The organism is Prochlorococcus sp. MIT 0701, from assembly GCF_000760295.1.
Lineage (GTDB): Bacteria > Cyanobacteriota > Cyanobacteriia > PCC-6307 > Cyanobiaceae > Prochlorococcus.
Genome location: NZ_JNBA01000014.1, coordinates 53,696 through 73,572, shown reverse-complemented (window position 1 = coordinate 73,572; position 19,877 = coordinate 53,696). Strand labels below are relative to the sequence as shown.

Annotated in this window: 21 protein-coding genes; 11 read left to right on the top strand and 10 right to left on the bottom strand. The window is 47.4% G+C overall.

Translation table 11 applies throughout. The features are described from left to right. Nucleotides 1-58 precede the first annotated feature (58 nt). Nucleotides 59-238, bottom strand: coding sequence for a hypothetical protein (locus tag EV12_RS03715; RefSeq protein ID WP_036912139.1), 180 nt, complete (start codon nt 236-238; stop codon nt 59-61). A 791-nt stretch (nt 239-1,029) separates the two neighbouring features. Here EV12_RS03715 and EV12_RS03705 point away from each other — a divergent pair. The 4 genes from EV12_RS03705 to EV12_RS03685 all read left to right on the top strand — a co-directional run bounded on the left by EV12_RS03705 (nt 1,030) and on the right by EV12_RS03685 (nt 4,393). Further along, nucleotides 1,030-1,344, top strand: a complete 315-nt coding sequence (locus tag EV12_RS03705; protein WP_081939844.1) for a SemiSWEET family sugar transporter — start codon at nt 1,030-1,032, stop codon at nt 1,342-1,344. 663 nt (nt 1,345-2,007) lie between these two features. Then, complete coding sequence (locus EV12_RS13580; protein ID WP_152562284.1) at nt 2,008-2,616, top strand: hypothetical protein; 609 nt, start codon at nt 2,008-2,010, stop codon at nt 2,614-2,616. Between the two features lie 4 nt (nt 2,617-2,620). Beyond that, complete coding sequence (locus EV12_RS12875; protein WP_052039430.1) at nt 2,621-3,274, top strand: OmpA family protein; 654 nt, start codon at nt 2,621-2,623, stop codon at nt 3,272-3,274. 786 nt (nt 3,275-4,060) lie between these two features. Further along, nucleotides 4,061-4,393, top strand: a complete 333-nt coding sequence (locus EV12_RS03685; protein ID WP_036912075.1) for a TIGR02450 family Trp-rich protein — start codon at nt 4,061-4,063, stop codon at nt 4,391-4,393. A 184-nt stretch (nt 4,394-4,577) separates the two neighbouring features. Here EV12_RS03685 and EV12_RS03680 read toward each other — a convergent pair whose 3' ends face one another. Next, entirely contained in the window at nt 4,578-4,853 is a 276-nt protein-coding gene (locus tag EV12_RS03680; RefSeq protein WP_036912072.1) for a hypothetical protein, read from the bottom strand. Next, complete coding sequence (locus EV12_RS03675; protein WP_036912069.1) at nt 4,850-5,035, bottom strand: hypothetical protein; 186 nt, start codon at nt 5,033-5,035, stop codon at nt 4,850-4,852. The genes EV12_RS03680 and EV12_RS03675 overlap by 4 nt, the downstream gene beginning before the upstream one ends. 162 nt (nt 5,036-5,197) lie before the next feature. Between EV12_RS03675 and EV12_RS14005 the strand changes: the two genes are divergently transcribed. The 3 genes from EV12_RS14005 (at nt 5,198) to EV12_RS13575 (ending at nt 7,728) form a co-directional block, all read left to right on the top strand. Further along, the gene (locus EV12_RS14005; RefSeq protein WP_011825888.1) at nt 5,198-5,371 is read left to right on the top strand and encodes a hypothetical protein; all 174 of its coding nucleotides are present in this window, start codon (nt 5,198-5,200) and stop codon (nt 5,369-5,371) included. A gap of 687 nt (nt 5,372-6,058) precedes the next feature. Further along, nucleotides 6,059-6,910, top strand: a complete 852-nt coding sequence (locus EV12_RS03670) for a carbohydrate kinase family protein (RefSeq protein ID WP_036912127.1) — start codon at nt 6,059-6,061, stop codon at nt 6,908-6,910. Nucleotides 6,911-7,365: 455 nt separating this feature from the next. Further along, nucleotides 7,366-7,728: a hypothetical protein gene (locus EV12_RS13575; protein ID WP_152562283.1), complete on the top strand. Its 363-nt coding sequence runs from the start codon at nt 7,366-7,368 to the stop codon at nt 7,726-7,728. A gap of 292 nt (nt 7,729-8,020) precedes the next feature. On the opposite strand, the gene EV12_RS03655 is transcribed toward EV12_RS13575, so the two are convergent. The 4 genes from EV12_RS03655 to EV12_RS03640 all read right to left on the bottom strand — a co-directional run bounded on the left by EV12_RS03655 (nt 8,021) and on the right by EV12_RS03640 (nt 12,699). After that, nucleotides 8,021-10,267 (bottom strand): cation:dicarboxylate symporter family transporter, encoded by a 2,247-nt coding sequence (locus EV12_RS03655; protein ID WP_241466460.1) that lies wholly within the window; start codon nt 10,265-10,267, stop codon nt 8,021-8,023. 631 nt (nt 10,268-10,898) lie between these two features. Next, nucleotides 10,899-11,699 carry a prohibitin family protein gene (locus tag EV12_RS03650; RefSeq protein WP_036912125.1) on the bottom strand — a complete coding sequence of 267 codons (801 nt, stop codon included), beginning with the start codon at nt 11,697-11,699 and terminating at the stop codon, nt 10,899-10,901. Between the two features lie 248 nt (nt 11,700-11,947). Next, nucleotides 11,948-12,400 carry a hypothetical protein gene (locus EV12_RS03645; protein WP_036912058.1) on the bottom strand — a complete coding sequence of 151 codons (453 nt, stop codon included), beginning with the start codon at nt 12,398-12,400 and terminating at the stop codon, nt 11,948-11,950. Nucleotides 12,401-12,516: 116 nt separating this feature from the next. After that, nucleotides 12,517-12,699: a hypothetical protein gene (locus EV12_RS03640; RefSeq protein ID WP_036912055.1), complete on the bottom strand. Its 183-nt coding sequence runs from the start codon at nt 12,697-12,699 to the stop codon at nt 12,517-12,519. A 148-nt stretch (nt 12,700-12,847) separates the two neighbouring features. On the opposite strand from EV12_RS03640, the gene EV12_RS03635 reads away from it, so the two are divergent. Beyond that, nucleotides 12,848-13,072, top strand: a complete 225-nt coding sequence (locus EV12_RS03635) for a hypothetical protein (RefSeq protein ID WP_036972280.1) — start codon at nt 12,848-12,850, stop codon at nt 13,070-13,072. Between the two features lie 535 nt (nt 13,073-13,607). After that, a complete protein-coding gene (locus tag EV12_RS03630) occupies nt 13,608-13,883 on the top strand; it encodes a hypothetical protein (protein WP_036912050.1) in 276 nt (91 codons plus the stop codon). A gap of 90 nt (nt 13,884-13,973) precedes the next feature. Here the strand turns inward: EV12_RS03630 and EV12_RS03625 are convergent, their stop codons facing one another. Further along, nucleotides 13,974-14,252: a hypothetical protein gene (locus tag EV12_RS03625; protein WP_241466459.1), complete on the bottom strand. Its 279-nt coding sequence runs from the start codon at nt 14,250-14,252 to the stop codon at nt 13,974-13,976. A 194-nt stretch (nt 14,253-14,446) separates the two neighbouring features. Between EV12_RS03625 and EV12_RS03620 the strand changes: the two genes are divergently transcribed. After that, complete coding sequence (locus EV12_RS03620) at nt 14,447-16,102, top strand: GMC oxidoreductase (RefSeq protein ID WP_036912044.1); 1,656 nt, start codon at nt 14,447-14,449, stop codon at nt 16,100-16,102. On the opposite strand, the gene EV12_RS03615 is transcribed toward EV12_RS03620, so the two are convergent. Beyond that, nucleotides 16,083-16,349 (bottom strand): DUF2811 domain-containing protein, encoded by a 267-nt coding sequence (locus tag EV12_RS03615; protein WP_036912041.1) that lies wholly within the window; start codon nt 16,347-16,349, stop codon nt 16,083-16,085. The genes EV12_RS03620 and EV12_RS03615 overlap by 20 nt on opposite strands. A gap of 392 nt (nt 16,350-16,741) precedes the next feature. Beyond that, a complete protein-coding gene (locus tag EV12_RS03610; RefSeq protein ID WP_036912039.1) occupies nt 16,742-17,827 on the bottom strand; it encodes a sirohydrochlorin chelatase in 1,086 nt (361 codons plus the stop codon). A 162-nt stretch (nt 17,828-17,989) separates the two neighbouring features. Between EV12_RS03610 and EV12_RS03605 the strand changes: the two genes are divergently transcribed. Next, nucleotides 17,990-19,267: an FAD-binding protein gene (locus EV12_RS03605; RefSeq protein ID WP_036912036.1), complete on the top strand. Its 1,278-nt coding sequence runs from the start codon at nt 17,990-17,992 to the stop codon at nt 19,265-19,267. Nucleotides 19,268-19,877 lie beyond the last annotated feature (610 nt).

Below are 19,877 nucleotides of genomic sequence, written 5' to 3'. Positions count from 1 at the left end.
GAGCATTACTTTTATATTTGCTCTATCGCTGTAGATAAAGAGCTACTCAGTTTTCGCTTCAGTTATGCCCCTTATGGGTCGCACTGACTTCAGAAGGGGCATCGTGACCACCGGCCATTTGCTTAAGCGACTGACTAGCGCAGATCGTGCTTAGAGCAATTACAACCAAGGATCCAGTGCGCAGGACCTCCAGAACGATAGGGAGGTGAGCATTGATTCGGTCTCGAACGGTAGTCATCAGATCAATTGAGAACATCCAATTACAGCAAACAATCAACCAAGAAAAAACCCTTGGTGGAATTTTTGAAGGGAGACGTTGCTTGAACGTCTTGTTTAGCAGTATGGAAGGCACAGGCAAATTCTTCCTTCCAACCCTTAGATAGCTCAGCCTTCTTGTATTGCAATGATCTTGACCAGTCATACCCCAATGCTGTTTTGCGCTAGAGGCCAGATGAGACAGAAATCCCACAAGCATCAATGTGTTCGTGAAGATCATTGGAACAACTGTCTACCCTTGCAGTCAACCCAGCTTTACCTGGTTGAGTTTTTGGAGCCCAGTGAGATTGGTTAAAGCTCTGCTCAGCAATAGGTTGGAGTTAGACGATGCTCAATCACTGCAGATAGAAGCAAGACCTTGCATGACCAGCCCTGAGAAGATCGCTAGACAAATTCATTCTATTTCTGGTTTGACTGCCAAATTGCATAACCTGTAAACGCCTTTGCTTGTCTCAGCCGATAGTGTTCCTAAAATCGGGCAAACAACGGAGCCGTTCTCATCACTTGTGGATCGTCAACCCAGAGGCTCAGTAGTTTGGTTCTAGAAGCATTGCTGCGTAGAGCGGAGCAGAGCAGATCGACTCATATCAGAGAAAGGAAACAACCAGGGCTTTGTAGCAACGTAAGCCATTCACTCCCCGTGGCAGGCAAGGCAACGGCTATGCGAATGCTGTCCTCAATTGTTGTCTTGATGTTGCGATGACGCCAGGCCGCTGCAATAGAGTCTGTAAGGCTTAGCCAAAAAGTATCCTTATGGCTCTGGAGGCCCTGATGGACTCTCTCTCTTCTATGGATGTTTTGGGATTAATAGCTGGAACACTAACCACAATTGCTTTTGTTCCTCAATTAGTAAAGGTTTGGCGATCTAAATCAGCAAAAGACATCTCTTACGTGATGTTCATTCTTTTTATCGCCGGCATCATCCTATGGGAAATATATGGATGGGGAATACATTCTATGCCAGTAATCCTGTTCAATGTAATCACCTTCATCCTAGGGCTGGCAATCCTAATTCTTAAGTTTGTCTTTGACAGGCCAGCTGGCGAGTCCCCAGAGACGTCGAAATAAAATCCTTGTATCACGAGCTCATTCTTTACTTAATTTCTGCAGGCAAGATATATCCAAGACCTGTCTAGTTAAAATATCCTTCTCGCAAAAAGTGTCTGCCATAATAAGGTATGGAATATTAACTCGATTCAAAACATGATCTCAACATATTCAACTACTGCCGCATTGAAAATATTCACCATTGCCTGTGTTGACCTAATCCAAGTTAATCTCTTGCGTTTACGGTTCGAAGCCTTTGTATCGACGAATATTTGTGTGAGCAGAGTCACAGCATATCTTGTCTCTGATCACTACTTATCAGCCATTATTGGGAGAAACTATCAACACTCAGAGCTTTATGCTTTCTAACTTATTTCAGACCAATGAACAGCGACACTCCCAAAAAACAACAAAAGGCACAGATTTTAAAACGCGTGAAATATCTAACGAAGCACGGCCGTCATCAGGAAGCCATGTCATTGTTTTCTAAACATTTTAAATGAAGCAAGTCATCGCAAAAATTGCTCCATCTTTTGTTTGCTGAGAAATGCATGGATGATGAAAGGTTCATTTTCTTAACATTACCTTGCCTGTTTTTCATTAGTCAGTTATAAGGAAGTCAAGAATACTAATAAATTTCTCAATTAATTCCATTGTTCAAATGTCAAATCAAAATCTAAGCTCATGAGCAACCGAAAATCAGCCCCGCTTGCCTTAACTAGTTTATCCCTTGCCATGATCCTTTGTAGTGGATGTTTAGGGAGCAGTGAGCCTCAGAAATCCTCTAGAGATATGAGTTCTGAGGAGAGAGCAGAGGTTGAAACAGCTAAAGAACAGCCGAAACCTGAAAGCACCCCAGTAAGGAGAACAGCTCACAAGAGAAATGTAAATGCAATAGCTATTGAGCCGCATGAGCTTGATAGTGTTGAGGTTGCGCTAATGAGAGTCAAACGCTCAAGTGGAAACACATTAAATATCTATTGGACATATACTAATAACTCTTCAGAGGAGAAGAAGCTTACTAAGGGATGTCATGGTTGGCCCTGTAACTATAGGGCAGCTTCAGATGCTTATATCATCGACAATGTTAATCAGAAAAAGCATCTTGTTGTAAAGGCTGATGGCAAGCCAATAACAAGTAATCAATCAATGTTAGGTAGGGAAAATACCTTAGAGCCTGGTGCCACTATTAATGTGTGGGCCAAGTTCCCTGCTCCGCCAAACGATATTGAAACGATATCTTTATACCTTCCTGGCATCCCTCCAATCGAGGATGTACAAATCACAGAATGACTCAATGAATAAAAACAACCTTCAACATACAAATAAGATAAAATGGGCATTCCATACTCTTCTTTTAGTTTCTTGTCTTCTTCCGCATTGTCTCAGGGCTAATCAAGATAATCGTGGCCCTGAGCTTATTGATCAGGAAGCAAAGGAGATAGACCTTATTCAACGCCCGATTGAACATAAGTTATCAATTCTAGATCTTGATTATAAGATCCAGGGTCTTGCCTATTCGATGAAGGATCTTACCTCTTCGATTAATGATCTCAATATTACTACTAAACAAGAAAATGAGGTTCTCATTGAACTTGCTGCTGATGTTCTCTTTGATTTCGATAAAGCCAACCTCAAGCCATCAGCTGTTGCTTCTCTTGAGACTGTCGCCAAACGCATCCGTGAGACTTCAAGGGGCGATGTTCGCGTTGAAGGACATACGGACTCGAAGGGTTCGAATGAATATAATCAAACGCTTTCTGAGAAGCGTGCAGTTTCAGTTCGAGACTGGTTTGTCTCTGATGGTGGCCTAAGCAGTGTTCAATTCGTCACCAAGGGCTTGGGGGAATTGAAGCCGGTGGTCTCTAACACAACTGAAAAAGGAGGCGATGATCCAATAGGACGACAGCGCAATCGACGTGTAGAGATTATCATTAAGACTGCAGACTAAATTCTGCTAATTATCAATTTCCATTTGATTCCAATCTGACAATCCTTCTTGTTATTTATTTTGCCTGTCCAAGAATATGTAACGAATGTGTGTTCTGTTCATTCCAATCAGCTAGTTTGTTACTTAGCAGCCTTGCTGTGTTGGCCATCTTAAGGATGTTCTTTCAAGGAGAAGGAATCACACTCTAATTTGTGCATGGCTCGAAGTTTTCGTTCAATGCTGGGCCGCCGTCTGCTGGTTGGATACAGCTCGATTTTTGTGACTGTGGCAGTCCTTTCTTGATTCTATAGTGTTGATCTTTTCTTCCATTAGAATTCATTTGCCCACTGATTTCAGATAGGAGCATCTGGCCAACCAGCCCTAATTGGCTACCGATAAATAACGAGATGAAGAAGCTGATCACCAACAAGGGCCAAGGTGCTGACTTGTCGGTCTTGAGTTTGGCCATATCTAAATTTAGAGGCTTAGGGTCTCTAAGCAATTGATAGTCGTCATCTTTGACACCACTTAACGCAAGCCATTCATTCCCTAGGCTTCCGTTCTCTGCAGGATCCTCGCAGCTAGCCATGGCTTAAAGGAGCGTGATTGCCGCGAGACTACCCAGCTGGGTAGACCATAATCCCAAAACAATCCCATGATTTTGTTCAAGATAGCTCTAGGATTGTCATGGCTAAAGAACAGAATCTCCTGTCTTTGTTTCGTTACTAAAACTATAGATATTTTCCATCGACTCCGAATCCTTGGTAAAAATGTATTTTCCGATTTTTGCATCGCCTTACTATACCTATGAACTGGCCACCCAACAAAGCTTGGACAAGCACAACTTATAGGCTTGGTTTTCGCCATTTTGTTGCGATCAACTATGGTGGTAAGGGAGCAGATCGATGGGTAAATCTCGTTTCTGTGCTAGATGGGCAAGCACGTTTACGTGTGTCTTGGCAGGAGATGAAGGACTCCTCTATGTGGAACAGTGGCTGGCAACAGCTACCAACACTTGAAGCCAAAACACCTGATGATCAGATAGTGAATCAACAAATAGACCAAAATACGCAAGAGGCTTGTTTGCATCCTTCTGAGGATTTTGATAGTCGGCCTTGGTTTGATCAAGAAAACAATTGAGCTGATTAGATGCCTGACGTTTCTTATTCTATTTGTTGATGATTGGATCAAAGACCATTTACTCCCCTTTCTAATTATTGATACCTACTTGTTCCTAGACTCACCTCTTATCCATTCTCAACCGCTTACCAAGTAGTGCCTGCATAGTTTATAAATAGGGCTTTGCTGTTAAATGAAAAGCAGCTTAATGGAACCCAGCAGGCTTAAGTGTTACTTCGAGAAATCCCTGTAGTTCAGATGTAGGTAGGATCTCTTTGACTGCTTCACCAATAGGGATGATTAAACCAGATGCTATCAGTAATGGCATGCGGTCAACTCTCATGCCGTTGCCTATTTTCTGAACGCATAGTAGTTCTGTAACTCCGTCTGAGTTGTTGCGCTCATACAGCTTGGCATTGTTGATTTGGGCAAGAGCAGATGGAACGAATCCATGTTTTGCTACAACATTTGTGAGTTTCATAGTCCTAGCCTCTCTTTGATTAATGGGTCGAGATCTTTCTTGAGGAGAGCGGCATAGGCGAGAGCTAGGTTTAAATCACCTCGCTGCTCGGCATATTCGATTGCATCGAGCACTGCCAACTTGATCGTGTGGATGTTTGTCAGTTCACGCGTTGCTGACGTTCTCTTGATTGTGTTGTTCATTTGCTCATTGCGATTGAGTTGTTTTGATGCCGGACTTTGCCGGCCCCTGAATCATCGACCCTTTGGGATGCAAAGTGCAACCCCTGGTGTGTGGGGATATCCCTACGCTTCACTCTGGATCCCTTATGGCTAATATCTCATGGCTGATAAAGCTTCAGGGCAATGCCTGTCAATCTCACCATCACCAGGCGACTGGCTGTCAACCTTCCGCTTTCGCTTGCAGCAGAGGTGGAACGCTTGGCAAGGAATGAGCGTCGTTCTATTGCCTCATGGCTTAGAAACGCTATTGAAGATCAGGTCTTACTCGAACTCAATCGCGAACAGCACAGGTCTTGAATGGTCTCAAGCCGTTTTCAATAAAGCTGATCAAGTGACAATCAGACCTTATCCCTATCGTGTCTTCTACAAGGCCCTTCGAGCAGACTGGTTGGCTTACTCATTCCATTAAGCAAGCTCTTGTCTATAACGATCATTTGCGAACGGCTTTTTGGGCTGTCTTTTGAGAACGTGAATGCGAACTATCAACGTCAGTGAACAGTTCTAATCATCATGCTGAGATGACCAGGAGAAAGGCCAACCCAGCTCGCATCAAGGGCTGGGTGTGGTTCTGTCGATCATCTCGTTGCCATTCTCCGGTTATGCGACCTTGCTGGAACAATGCAGATCAAGACGCTGCCAGCAACCGCTTTGGAATTTCGGAAGTTGCCAGACTCTCTGGGCTTCCTTTTGTTGACTTCTAATCTGACAGCAATGCTCGCAAAGGCATGGCTCTAGATCCACCCCAGTTGCCTGTAACAGTGTTGCCATTGTGCTTTGGCAGTTACCCAGGGATACCAAAGAGTTATGCCATTCGCCAGCCCTCCGTTTTGTGAGGCCAGAAATCAGCCAAGGCTTTTTGCATGCCCTGCAACGATCATTTTCTAAACAAGTAGCCCAGGCCTATTGCCAATCGATAGCCAACAGCCCCAACGACCTGACCATGCCCTACTGATTCATCCTTTTCTATTGAGTGGATCAATCACCATGAATCCCTTGGAACCCCAGGACCTGCCTGATCTTCCCAACCTGAAGTTGGCAGTTGTGGGCCACGTTGAATGGGTCACATTCCTGTCTATAGATCAACTACCCCAGCCTGGGGTAATCGGCCATACCGATCATTATTTTGAAGAACCCGCTGGCGGTGGAGCTGTCGTCGCAGTGCAATTGGCTCGGCTCGTTAAACAACCCGTTCAATTCATAACAGCGCTAGGTCGAGATTCATACGGTGAACAGAGTTTTCAAAGACTGCAGCAGCTTGGCTTAAGCCTGACTGTGGCTTGGCGTGATCAACCCACTCGTCGGGCGATCAGCCTGGTTGATTCTCATGGGGAACGGGCAATTACAGTGATTGGCGATCGTTTACAGCCCAGAGCAAAGGATGCGCTGGCCTGGGAATCCCTTGCTGGTTACGACGGTGTTTTTGTGACTGCTGCAGATGCACCCGCCTTGCATCATTGTCGTCGTGCTGCTGTGATGGCAGCTACTCCTCGCGTTCGTCTAGAGACACTTGAGCAGGCGAATATTCAGCTTGATGCGCTAATTGGTAGTGGTCTTGATCCAGGCGAACACGTTCCAGATACAGCCCTCTTTCCAACTCCCCGGCTGAGAATTGCAACCGAAGGAGCTTTAGGAGGTCAGCTATGGCCTGGCGGACGCTATCAGGCTGTTTCACTGAAGTCTCCAGTTGTGGATTCCTATGGCTGTGGAGATAGCTTTGCCGCTGGGGTAACTGCCGGTTTGGCTGCTGGCTGGACTGTTGAACAGGCGATCAACCTAGGGGCTCACTGCGGTGCAAGCTGTGCAACTCATTTTGGGCCTTACTCCAGTGATCAGTGAGTCTGAGAGTTCGGAGTTGATTCGGCCCTCAGAACTTCAACGCAAGCCTGCGAATAGAGCTTGACAGTACCTTGAAGTGAGGGTGAACCTGCTGCACTTGGGCAATCACTATCGGATCTATTTCAGCCAGGGGAGAGAGAGCTCTCAACTCGATTTAGAGAGATGACGCTTGGTTGGCACAGGCAATTGGCTTCAAGAGTGATCAGCCTATAAATCCAAGAGATCACACCTGATGAGGCCCAATATCTTCGCGCTAGCTGAGCACTTTTTTGCTTGTTGACAAGACGTCTTGCTGGGTTTGATCAATTAACCAGCGGACCATTCGCCCTTTGCATTGTTCTCTAGCGATGGGCAGCTCAACTGCTGGATCAGGGCTTTCGAAGATCGATGCAATCCTTGCTACAAGAAGGTCAATGCGTTAAAAGCTTTAGTACTACCGAATTGGATGACGATCAATGCGATCCTCTCCACACCCTTACGAGCTGGCACTTGTTGTTGGCATTGCCCTATTGCTCGGAGGGCGCTTTTCAGTTTTCACTTTGCGCCCCGTATTTATTAGCGCAATCGCCTTGTTGATCACATTGACTGAATCGGGTTCCCAACGACCTGTAAAACCTTCCCGATCATCGTTAACTCCAGTTCCTTCAACGCCTGTCAATCGGGATGCACAACCAGCACCTATCCCAGAATGGGGTCCACATGCCCATCAATTATCCAGCAGTGCATCGACTTCACGGTTGAGGGTGTCACCCCCTCGCGCTCGGAAGAAGCTTCATCCCCTTTCTTCTGGCCTGACCAAGGCTGTCAATCCTGACTAGATCAAAAGAGAGCGGCAGGCTGGCGCAGATGTTTGTACTTAGATTTTGCTTCACTACGAAAACTATTTGGTTATTGATCTCTAAACAGAACACCCTTTGATCAAACTGACTGAATCTGATCAATAGTCTGATTCTTTCTTGTCATTTTTTATGGATACAATATTGATTCCTCCTTAAAGTTCTCGCGTACTCTAGCAATATCATTGATTTACATATTTCTAAGATATCGATTTTGGAATGATTAGGCAACTATCAAGTCTTGTCTATTACTCGATTGATCGTGTTGGTGACATTATTTTTCCTCATCTGCAATTCCTTCAACCCAGTGTTGATAAACTTTATTTTTAGTTCCGTCAAACCCCTGCAGCTTTAGCCAATGATTCCAAACCCTGGAGAGCTCAATCGCATCTTCAGGAACTTGTCTTGCGGTCGGCAAGCTTTTTGTAGGTTTTGGTACAAGTAATGTCAGGCTTGGTTCGAGTACATTCCAAGCAGCACCCTTCTGGGCCGAAATGATTACTGCATCAAGATTATCATTTTTGAGTTCCTTGAGTAGCTCGGCCGTTCCTTTCGATGTGTTCAGGATAGCGTGAGGAAGCAATCGTTGCACCCAGTTGATACTGTATGGGGAATGAGCTTCGAGGCCAACTCGAAAACCTTTTATAGCCTTGATCTCTTTCCATCTATATTTGCTACTGAATCGACTCCCCTTTAACAGCAATCCTATGCCATAGCTTTGATTGGTTGAAGTGTACAACACCTCAGCAGACTCCTGAGGTATAATGATATCGCTGGATAGCTTTAGGTCACATAATTCATTCTTCAGTGCCTCTAGTCCATTTGGTCTAACCTTATTTGGATTGCCCAAGTGATCGATTTGAATAAAGCTGGCTTTCATCCCCATATCTTCTGCAAATAAGAGTCCAGTTTCTACATCAGCTCCAACCAACTCTTGTTTTGCATTGCGATAAGCCATTGGATAATCCTGCTTATGGATGCAGTAACGAATTGTTCCTCTAGCCTTCATTGACGACCAGATGCCGGCTTCTTCGAGTGGCTTGGGTTCCTCGATTAGCTCGGCTTTTTCTTTGGCCAGAACAAAGCCTTGAGTCTCGAGTTGACTTCGGTATGGATTGCTTGGTTGCGGAATTTGATTGAGGATAAACCGACTCACACTGATGAATATTGGGATAATTAGCATTGAGATAGCAACCGGTAAAAGTTTCGACAATCTGTAACGAAATCCCTCTAGGCTGATCCATGTACCAACAAGTACAAGGCTGATCACACTCATGCATGCGAGCAGCGTGCCAAGACGTGCTACAGCCAACTGATCAAGGGCGATATAGAGATTCACCATGTCTGTAGGGAGGCCCATCTTGCTCAGCAGGAATGTCATCGCAAGCACTCCTTCAAGGAAGGTGCTTGCCAGGCCTGTAATCAGGAAGCTGGGCATTTGTTCGACTGTTAACGGATTGCCTGTGAGCCAACCTGCAAAAGGTACGAAAGCAAGCGACAACACTCGGCCCATATCAGGAAAGACCAGCGCAAGAGGCGTTAGCACCTCAACCGGTAATTCGATCGACTGAGCTAACTTTTTACGGCTTTCACGATCTTCTAAGCCAAGCGAACGTTGTCTTGCCATCCCCTCAATCAAGAGCTGTTTGCCTTGATTGATTAGTAATGGAAGTACCACCAGTAAATTTGCTGTTGAGAACGCAATCACAAGCGGTGTACGGAAAGACTTGATGAGTTCCCCGGCCTTGATAGGGATGACTGCTTGAACGAGGTAGGGAAGGAAGAGAAATGTAAGGACAACTGCAACTCCGCCCTGCAAAACAATGTAGATGGCGAGTCGAGGGATCTCTGATGGTGAAACTTGAGACGTCGTGCTTGCGAGGATCGCAAATACTCCAAGTGGTGTATACCTTGCGATGTATGCAGAGATCTTCAAAAGCCCTGATTGAACCCGGTCCAACACCTCGATCAGGCCCTGCCTTTTTGGAACTGAAATCAGAGCGATGCCGAGCGCAATAGAAAACAGCACTACTGCTGGAATTTGTGTGTCTGCAAATGCTGCGAATGGATTGACTGGAATAAACAGTTCGATGAGGTTCATCGGCTGAGCAGCTTCTAAGAGGCTTGGCCGGAAGAACGATGCTTCCCGCCAATCTGGAAAGCCAAGGGGAATCAAAAGCACTGCCCCGAGCACGACCACCCAAAACCCCATCAGCACAATTGCCGCTCGGCCGAGCAGCCGACTTGCTTGAGCAAGTTCAAGGCGTCCCACTCCAGCCACGAGCGAAATGCTCAAAAACGGCACAACTGGCATCTGGAACAGCCGAAGGAAGCCTTCCCCTATTGGTGCAAGCAGGCTCACCATGGCGACGGGAAGCATCAGCCCGGCAATGACCCCTGCCAGCAAACCTTCAAGGATCTGCATCGATAGGCTCTGACGCAGAAAGCGGCTCAGTGGCCAAAGAAGCCATCGCAGTCCGGGAACCATCTCGGCAACTCCATGTCTCGGAGGGCGTTTCACGTCAGTAAAACGATTTCTCACGGTTAGCCATTAAAGGCAAGCACAGAGTTGAGAACCTGTCACTCAAGATCAATGATCAGTTGATCAATGATCAGTTGATCAATGCGTAGTGCTTAAAAATCTCAGCGTTTAGATTTATCGCCACAGAAATGTCTTCTTGGCACTTGAGGCCTCTATACTTATGTGTTTACTATAGAGTCTAGTCTTGCTTTTCAGCATTGCCTCAATAGGCTTAATTCGCTTTTAAAAGCTAAATCCCAGCAGACGCAAGGCTTCGCAACTGATCTTCTATTCATAGATTTATGACTTGACATATTTTTACTTAACGAGCCTTTACTGGCAGCTATCTGACTCATGCTCTTCTGCGTAATTTGCTGCCAAATCCTAATTATTCATAGTGTTAATGACTTCTTTCCGATGAATCTATAATAGCTTTCCTTTTGATTACCGAGCTAGTTGTCACAATCGATTTGACGGCGATAGTGAGTATGGGACTGCGCTCGAGCACAATCAATAAAGACCTAGCTATTTCGCAAGGCCTTTTCTTTTTTGTCAGCTAGCTTTTGGCTGGTGATGATTTTTTGTCTTCAGTTCTTACCACAGTTGAGAATAAGGCTGATCTGATTAATGATTAACGTCCCCCTACGATCACAGGCGTCCCGCCTCCTTTTGATCCTGGCAAAGCGGGTACAACCTTAGTGCTGCCGTCCCATTTGTCTAGGAACAGTTTGAAAAGCACCTGGTCGTCGAGGGTGCGGTTGAGGGTTTCGTATCGCTGTGCTTCCTGCTCAGCAATTTTAACTTCGGTTTGCGCTCTGAGGAGTTGTTGTTCTGCAATCTGCTTTTGTTCGATAGCTGCCCTGTACTCTTCAGCGATGACAAGGCCAGTGAGATCAAGGCCACGAACTTCTACATAGTCAAACTTATCGAGTTCATCAGCGACAGCCCGTTCCACCAGCTCTGAGATGTCGCTCCACTTGCTGGCGATAGTAACCAGTTCATATTGAGAGAACACTGATTTAAGTGCCTTGAGCAGAGAGGGTTGAATGATGCGTGGATAGATTTCGCGGTCATTGCTGGCGATTGTGCTAAAAACACGTCCGGCTTCATTCGGCCGTACTGCATATTTCACCGTGGCGGTAGCCTCAATGACTTGAAGGTCCTTGGTTAGGGAGGCGAATTTCTCTGGCCTCACCTGCGTGCGGACATCAAAGGGTGCTACTGCTTGGATGAACGGAATCTTGAGATTTAGCCCGGGCAGACGAGATCCACCAGTGACTTTGCCCAACGTTGTCACAACTCCAACTTGACCTGCTGGAACAACGAACAGGGCCTGTGTGATCAAGATAAGGCTGGCAAACAAGAGAGCGATCAGAAGTGATGCCGCGCCTCCGGGGGTATTGGGAGTGACGTTACGAAAGGGGGTTTCCATGTCTAGATCGCGATTGCTCAAGCCTATGGAGCTTTCCTGCATTTTGTTGATGCTGGTCGCTTCGATTGAGGACCTCAACACCATTGAGCCCTTTAGCTCTAAGACAACCAGTAGACCTAACTAAACCCTGACAGGCTCCTTTAAATACATTTACCCTGCACCCTTACGTGTCCCAATGCAATCTTCTAGGGATCTGTTAACGGGAAGATCTTCTGCATTGTCATGGATATTTCAATGATGATAAGAACTCATTGATTACTCAGTGAATCTTCTCGCGTAGATACGAAGTAGGATGCAAATTCATCCACATCAGTTTGGCTATTAAGCCCAAGAGGATCTCCACAATCGTTGACAACCATTGATGCAACAAGGGATGCGATTTTGTTTTCGTCTATACTTTCCAGCTGCTTGTCGTTAGAGATGACAGCAGTCCATAACGAGGGGTTGAATGAGGGTTTGCGATTTTCAGCGATCGCAATTTTAAGAGCACTTTGTTGCGTAAGCCCCATTGCAATTCCATTGCAAAATTTGCCTGAATAGCCTTTTGCGACTTTGAGCTCCAATGGCGTAGGTTCTTCTACATCAACAACCTCAGAAGCGAAGACTGTTGTAGGTGAGAATGTTGTCAAAACAAGTGTTAATAAGGCTATTAGAGTCGCTGTTCGCTTCAGCCTGATCATGAAGGTCTTGAGGATTGCCATGGCGATCTATCTGTCTTGATGATGGTGCCACAGCTGCTTAGCTTGCCTGAATGGCACGAGCTATTGCCTGATTGCGATCAGGCAGCACATGAAGCCTGAATCAGTATCAAGTTGATTTAGGTATTTTGATCAAGTTCGCAGGCAAGATCGCATTGGGTTAGCGCTGGGTTGGTCAGTCGCTCGAGCACTCGTGCCATATCCACCGCAGACAACTCTCCGTTGCTGTTCCACTTGAAGGTGGTTTTGCGTTGGGGAGGGCTTTTGTCGGGTTTTGCTGTTCTGGAGTTTTGGGTGCTCACGCTTAGCTCCCAGTATCGGGTGATACATATAAGCCTGAGAAGCACTGCTGAAGCTCAATTCTTACCCAACCTTTACTCAGCTTTTCTTTAGCTTTGCCTTCTCGGAACTCCTTCTGCTTGTCTTTGCAGCTGTTTCAGCAGGCTTAGCTTGAGTTCATTGGCTGTCATGGCCTTTGATTACGTTGATGGACGGGCGGGGTTGTTCAGTGCTAAAAGTGGCAGCGATTTTGAAATGGCCGTTATGGACGTGGTTATGCCTGCAGTGCTCTTTGCCTCAGCAGTCGGGCCCTCAATCCGTCCCGAGATAGCACTGCTTATCGCTGGAGGACTGTTCCTGCTTGCCACGCAAGTCTTCGTCAAAAAAGAAGGCTGAACCCTCTTTTGATAAGGCGAGCATTCAACTGGGCTCAGCCTGAAATGGCCCTCCATGGTTCATGGAGGGAATTGCCATAACGGCTTCATGTTTCTCATGCTCTCTAGGAAGAAATACTGTTGTGTTTGCTGATCTCGCCTCAGCACATCTCAATCAACTGGCTCAAATCTTTGGTTTTTTTGAACTCCCTGGTCCGGTCTAACCATCAAGAGTTGATTGACTCGCCTTTTCAGGCTGAATAAATTCTCTTTAACATCAGGGCGTCTTCTCCTCTATCGACCGCTGGGCTCGTCCCTAGAACTATGCAGTCTGACCTCCCCTAGACCTGGCCATTGCAGGGCTGTATGTGATTGGCAGTCTTGAGTTCTTGAAAATTCTGGCAGGAGAGGAAGCGGCCGTTTGCTGCATATGGGCAAGGCTTGGCTTTAACCTCTTTGGTGCATTTGATTTTTTACTCTGGTGAGGATTCCGTCAGGCATCTCAACCAGGCGAAGCAGGAATTGCTATCTATTGAAAGAAGAGTGGTGAATGAGCCATGTGTTTAATCGGCTTGCTTGGCCTTGTAGCCCCAAGAATTGTGCTGATTGCACTTTGGTTCTTTTATCAACCATTTATCATGAGCCCATTTGCTGGCGTTTGGATCTGGCCATTGTTAGGGCTATTTTTACTTCCAACGACGACCCTTGCTTATTGTTGGGCAATCGCACTGGATGGTGGGATCAGCAGCTTTAGTGGATTGTTGATTCTTGCAATGGGCATTCTGTTTGACATTGGTTTCCTTGGCGGTGGAAGAGGAGTGCTGCGTCGTTAATGCGAATGTGCCTATTGATTGATAAGGGTTGGGGAATACTTTCTCAATCTCCTTCAGGATCTAAATTTGCCTAGGTCATAGCCGCTCGAATCAAGATGATTGATTAGCTCGACGGTCGCTGATGATTTTGGCCAGCTCCAGAAAGTAACCTGCTACAACAAACTTGCCACGATTGTTTCGACTCGAGTCTGGGTCGCTGCGAATCGTTGCGGTTTCGGCCATTAGTAGATCAACTTCACTTTGAGATAGTTCGTACAACTCGGAGAGGTTCACCTCCCGTCGAAGTAAATCTGACTTGAACCAGCGGTCCTGAGATTCTTGTGGGGGAACACCTGGTTCAGTTGAGTGGCTACCTACAATCGGACTCAAGAGATTGGCAACGTATATATTCCCATTCAGAATACTTGCCGTCGCAAGTTTTAAGGCGAGCACGAGACTTTCATACCCCTATTGCAGCAGAACATCCATTCTCCAGGGCATCATGTCAACTCGCAGGGCTGTGAGATCAGGATGGTCTCTATGGACGTAAGGGGCGAAACTGTCTTGATGTTGTCTATGCAAGCGTGATTCAGCACCCTTATGAGGTGATCGTGATCGGCTCTGGTGCTACTGGAGGGGTTGCTGCTCTAACCCTTGCAGAAGCTGGAGTACGTGTGCTCGTGGTAGAAGCTGGGCCAGATTTGTCTGCTCAAAAAGCCCTGGGCTCAGAACCTGGAAACACCCTTAGACGTTTGGAAGGTTTATGTAGCGGCAAGCATCGGTATCAGGCTCAACATCCTGGCTACTGGAAAGCGAACCCGTTGCTCTACGCGAATGAAAAGGAGAATCCCTATACATTTCCTTCTCAACACCCCTTCATCTGGACACAGGGCCGTCAGGTGGGGGGGCGCAGCCTCACTTGGGGTGGAATCACTCTTCGTCTTTCAGATCAGGACTTCAAGGCTTCGCGTAGAGATGGTTATGGGCCTGAATGGCCACTGCACTACAGCGAGTTAGCTCCTCATTATTCCGCCCTAGAAAAGCGCTTGAAGGTCCATGGTCATGTGGATGGGTTGGAACAGTTACCGGATGGCAACTACATCCCCCACTTACCATTCACCACTAGCGAAAAGCAGTTCGCTAGTGGTGTTGATGCGGAACTTGGGTATCCAGTCATTCACTCACGAGGGTTCGGACCTCATCAGCCTTCAGTTGATGGACCTTGGCCTCGTTCAAGCAGTCCAGGCAGCACCTTACAGATGGCACTTGCTACAGGCAAGGTAGAGATACTGAGCAACCACAAGGCTGAGCGGTTGCTAATGCATCCAGATCATGGAGCAGCCCGAGGGGTGCTGGTGATTAATCAGCACAACGGCAGCCGACAAGAGCTCAATAGTGAGCTTGTGGTGCTTTGTGCATCCACAATTCAGAGTCTTCGTCTCCTGTTGAGTTCCGAAGTCAAGCATCACAGCGCGGGGTTTACTGACCCCTCGGGCAACCTCGGTTGCTATTTGATGGACCACGTCTCCACCTGTCGCTTCTTTGCTCTGCCACGTGGCCAAATGAAGCAGGTGTCTGAGGCTGACTCAACTGCGAACGTGCTTTCTGGGGCTGGCAGTTTTTTTCTTCCTTTCGGTGCTTGCTTGGAACCCAAAGATCAGTTGAAGTTTTTGCGGGGTTATGGAATCTGGGGAGGGATTGATCGCTTTGAACCTCCAGGTTGGTTGAAACGTAAACCAAACACAGCTACAGGTTTCCTGATTGGGCATGGTGAAGTGTTGCCTGCACATCACAACAAAGTGTCGCTATTAAGCACTTTGGATCGCTGGGGTGTTCCGGTACCACATATCGATTGTCGATGGGGGCAGAACGAGCAAGCCATGGTTGATCACATGCAAGGCACGATCAAGGCGGCGATCCAGTCAGCTGGAGGAACAATGTTGCCGCTCAAGGAGCTGATGAACTTGATGTTTCTCGAACCCCTTCTCGATGGTGCGCTAGCTCTAAGTGAAACGTCTCCACCACCTGGGTATTACATCCATGAAGTTGGCGGTGCTGCTATGGGAGAAAGTGAAGATTGCAGTGTGGTGGATCGTTGGAACCGTCTTTGGCGATGTCCAAATGTGCTTGTTGTGGATGGAGCGTGTTGGCCAACATCAGCCTGGCAGAGCCCCACTCTCACAATGATGGCGCTTACAAGAAGGGCTTGTCTGCAAGCCCTTAAACCTCGGAGTGGCTGAAAAGGTCATTGAGATAACGCTCGGTGACAGCTCGATCCCCGCAGCCGTTTTGAAATAGGAAATGAGCGATTGCTGAACTCATCACGCGGTATTGGTCCCAGTTGGGATGCGAACCGATGAATTCCTTCATGCCTCGATAGAGCACTTCTGGAATTTCTGCTTCAAGGCTCACATAGGAGGAAGTGGCCTCAGCTGATTGGAAAGCATCATTGATTTCAACGCAGCGCTCGAGGTGGTTTCGATCCATAGCACGCCTTCAGCGAGGTTTTTTTCTTGACACCAGCAAGCCACACTTTTGGGCGAAGCGTCAATCGTTGCAAGCAATTAGCAAGCTGTCCCATGGGCAAGCAAGACTCATGTGATCACAGGCGTTCCTAGTTCATAGGACTGAGCAGGGATCCGAACGCAGTCAAAGCCTTGCTGATGTAACGCAAAACCATTGAAAAGCGCATAAACCACAGAGGTGCCTCCCCATCAAGAATGTTGCCCGATAGGTCGTGGAAAACCCTCGCTGAGCTGTGGAAAGCAGTCGGAGAAGAGCCCCCCCTGGCGACTGATCAGCCTTGCTTATCTAAGTCGAGTCGCGTCTATCGCAAGTGAGAAGACGGCTGACGAGCCTTGGGTTGGATCTAAATAATTTTAGGTTTCAGTTTCGCTTGATTTTCTCAGGCTGACTGGACCGAATGGATGCTCAGCATGGGGATAGGGGTAGTGACCATGGTCATGGTCATGGTCATGGTCATGGTCATGAGCCTTTTCCTTTAGGGACACTGGTATGCCGTCGGGCTGACAGGCACCGGTGCACTCCTTTTTGCACAGGGTGCAGCTCTCCGTAAGACCTTCGACGTGATGGTGATGGCTTTCCTGCGCAAGACCAACTTCGTTTTCAAAGCCGAGAAGCTCGGACCTGTATTTACATAGCGAACAGTTCATTGCGGTATCGCCGCCACGCAAGACCTCGTCAATCCGATCCCGGAAGGTCTCGATGACAAGGGGGTGGTCTCCGAGGTAGTTGGCCGCAAGAAACTCAATATTGGGATGATCGTCTGCAACCCGCTGTGTGTGCTGGCGAATACGACTCACCAACACCCCTGAGAACAGGAAGTAAGGAAACACGATGATGCGGCGGAACCCCAGACGTACTAGTTGACGCAAGCCAGGCTCCACAAGGGGAAAGGTGACGCCGGAATACACGGTTTCACCCCAGCCGAATCCGAAGCCTTCCACCAGCAACCTGGTGATTTTGGCCACATTTGAATTGGCATCTGGATCTGAGGACCCACGACCTACGACCACCAGGAGCGTTTCGCAGAGTGGGACGTCAGCAGCAGTTTCAAGCGCCTCTTTCAAGCGGGCGCCGGCCGCACCGATCATTAAGTCGTTAATGCCGAGTTCGCGTCCGTAATCAATGATTACCCCCCTTTCAGCTGCGTAGTTGTTGAGTACGGAGGGGATGTCATTTTTGGCATGGCCTGCGGCAAACAACATCGCCGGGACTGCAAGTACCCTCTTCACACCTTGTTCAAGTAGCCGATCAAGGCCTTCTCTGAGCACGGGACGGGCAAATTCCAGATAGCCGTATTCAACGGGAACTGCTGGGAATTTTGGCTTGAGCGCCTTGACTAATTGGGCAAACTCTTCAACGGCTAATCGATTACGACTGCCATGCCCACAGATCAGGATGCCGAGATGACCATCTGGATGATCTAAGGATGCAGGATTCACAGTGAGGAGCGACCTAGAAAGACCCTATCTGTTGTCGTGAAGCAAGAGAACCAACGCCAAGTTCGATGTCTTCAAGGAGATATTGACTGAAGCCTTACGAACAAGGGCTTTCTCCTCAAGCCTGAGATGGTTACGCTGATCGATGAGGGTTAAGAGGCCGCCATTCATCGTCGCCTCCATGTTCCAAACGCACTTGCAGAGGATGCTTGCATCGCAGGAGTCTTCAATCCCAGAGCGGAAGAGATTGCTGCGCTGATGCGCTCGCTACAGCTCCAACGCAAACCCTTAATGGTTTGCAGCGGGGGCACAACCAGTCGATGCGCAGCTGAAGGGCACTGGACCCTGGATCTGCGCCAAAGCTGTCGCCAGATCCATTTCGATCCCAGCACCCAGCACGTGGAGATTGGTGCTGGTCAAACAATGGAGAGTCTTCTCAGGGAACTCGCAAAGTACGGACGAAGTTTTCCCACAGGGCTTTCAGGTCTGCCAGGCCTCGGTTACATCCTCACTGGAGGCATCAGCCCTTTGAGTCGCAGTCAAGGATTAGCAATTGATCAGATCCTTGAGATCAAAGGTATATGGGGCGATGGAGAAAGCTTTGTTCGGTCCAAGCCGGAAGCTGCTTGCTGCACTGAAGATCAATTGGCTTGGCGTGGCCTCTGCGGAGCAGCTCCTTTTCTGGCTGTGATCACAGACCTGAAGCTTCAGACACATCCGATGCAACCGCTGCGTATCTGGCAATCAAGTTTGACGTTTGAACAGTTTTTGGAGCTTATCCATCAGGCTGAAAGCTGGCCTGATTCGGTAAGCCTGCAGTGGATCTGGGGGGATGAAATCCACGCCTACGGAGTGCTCCTTGCGGACGATACTGCCGCTGTTGCGACATTGAATCAGCTGCAAAAAACGATTCTCTGCACAAACGTTGTTGAAATTGACGACGTTGCTGGCATACATGAATTGCCACCATTTGCATTGCCTGCTGTTTCGAACGCACCGATTGGCCGTTGCCACTCTGAAGTCGTTGCACTGCTTGGCCCTGCCTGGAGGTCTGCCTGTCAGGGAGTGATCACGGCCCTTGCTGAACTGATTGCAGAACGCCCAGATCCAAGGTGTTACTTGGCCATTCAACAACTAGGTGGAGTCGCCAGTCGACAGAGTCAGGATGCCAGTTCCTTGATTCACCGTAAGGCGATCTGGAAACCATGGATCACGGCAGCCTGGCCGGCTGGAGATAGCCATATCAGAGCGCTAAGTCTCAACTGGCTAGAGAAGGTATGGGCAACGCTTGAGCCTTATTGCGACGGTGTTCATCTGGCTCAGATGCATCCGCATCTGCCATGGCATCAGCGCGAGCTGAAAGCGGCATTTGGTGATTGGTTGCCACGCCTGCAAGAACTGAAGGCTCGTTATGACCCAAACGGCATTTTGCCTCCGCTTTGAGGAGGGCTTAGTCTAATAATGAATTGCCTTAAAGACTACTCAAGTATTGGCACGAAACTTGCGTTCAGATCCTGAGACTGATCTTACAAACATATGTCTAAGGCCGACACAATCAATGCTGCAGACTTTAAACAAGAAGATAGAATCGATTACATGCATTTGTCAAACAACAATTCTAAATTCGTCAACATGGGGAATTCATCCTTTAAAGGATTTTCGGTAGAGCCAAGGCATTGGCCAGATCCCTAAGTGGCTCAAAATGACCTCTTCTTTGGTGATGTGAGTATTGATGACAATGGAGATTTCCATGCCTATCTGATCAATACTAATCTTAAATAAATTGATGCAAGCACCAATATCGTTCAGTGGATCTTGAAGCTCTGTCTTGCTTGGTTCTTCTTAAAGAAAGCAAAGCATCCAACATGATTAGTCAAAAATTCTTTACCTCATTTATGTTTCAAGGAGCTATTCTCATGAAAGGTTTAAAGACAATCATTCGCTTGCTTTGGCTCAATGCTGATTCTACGATAACAGAAATTTTCATGAGACTAAGGCAGTAAGCTCATTCATTCATCTAGGATTTTTTCTCTGAGAGGATAGACAGCAGCTT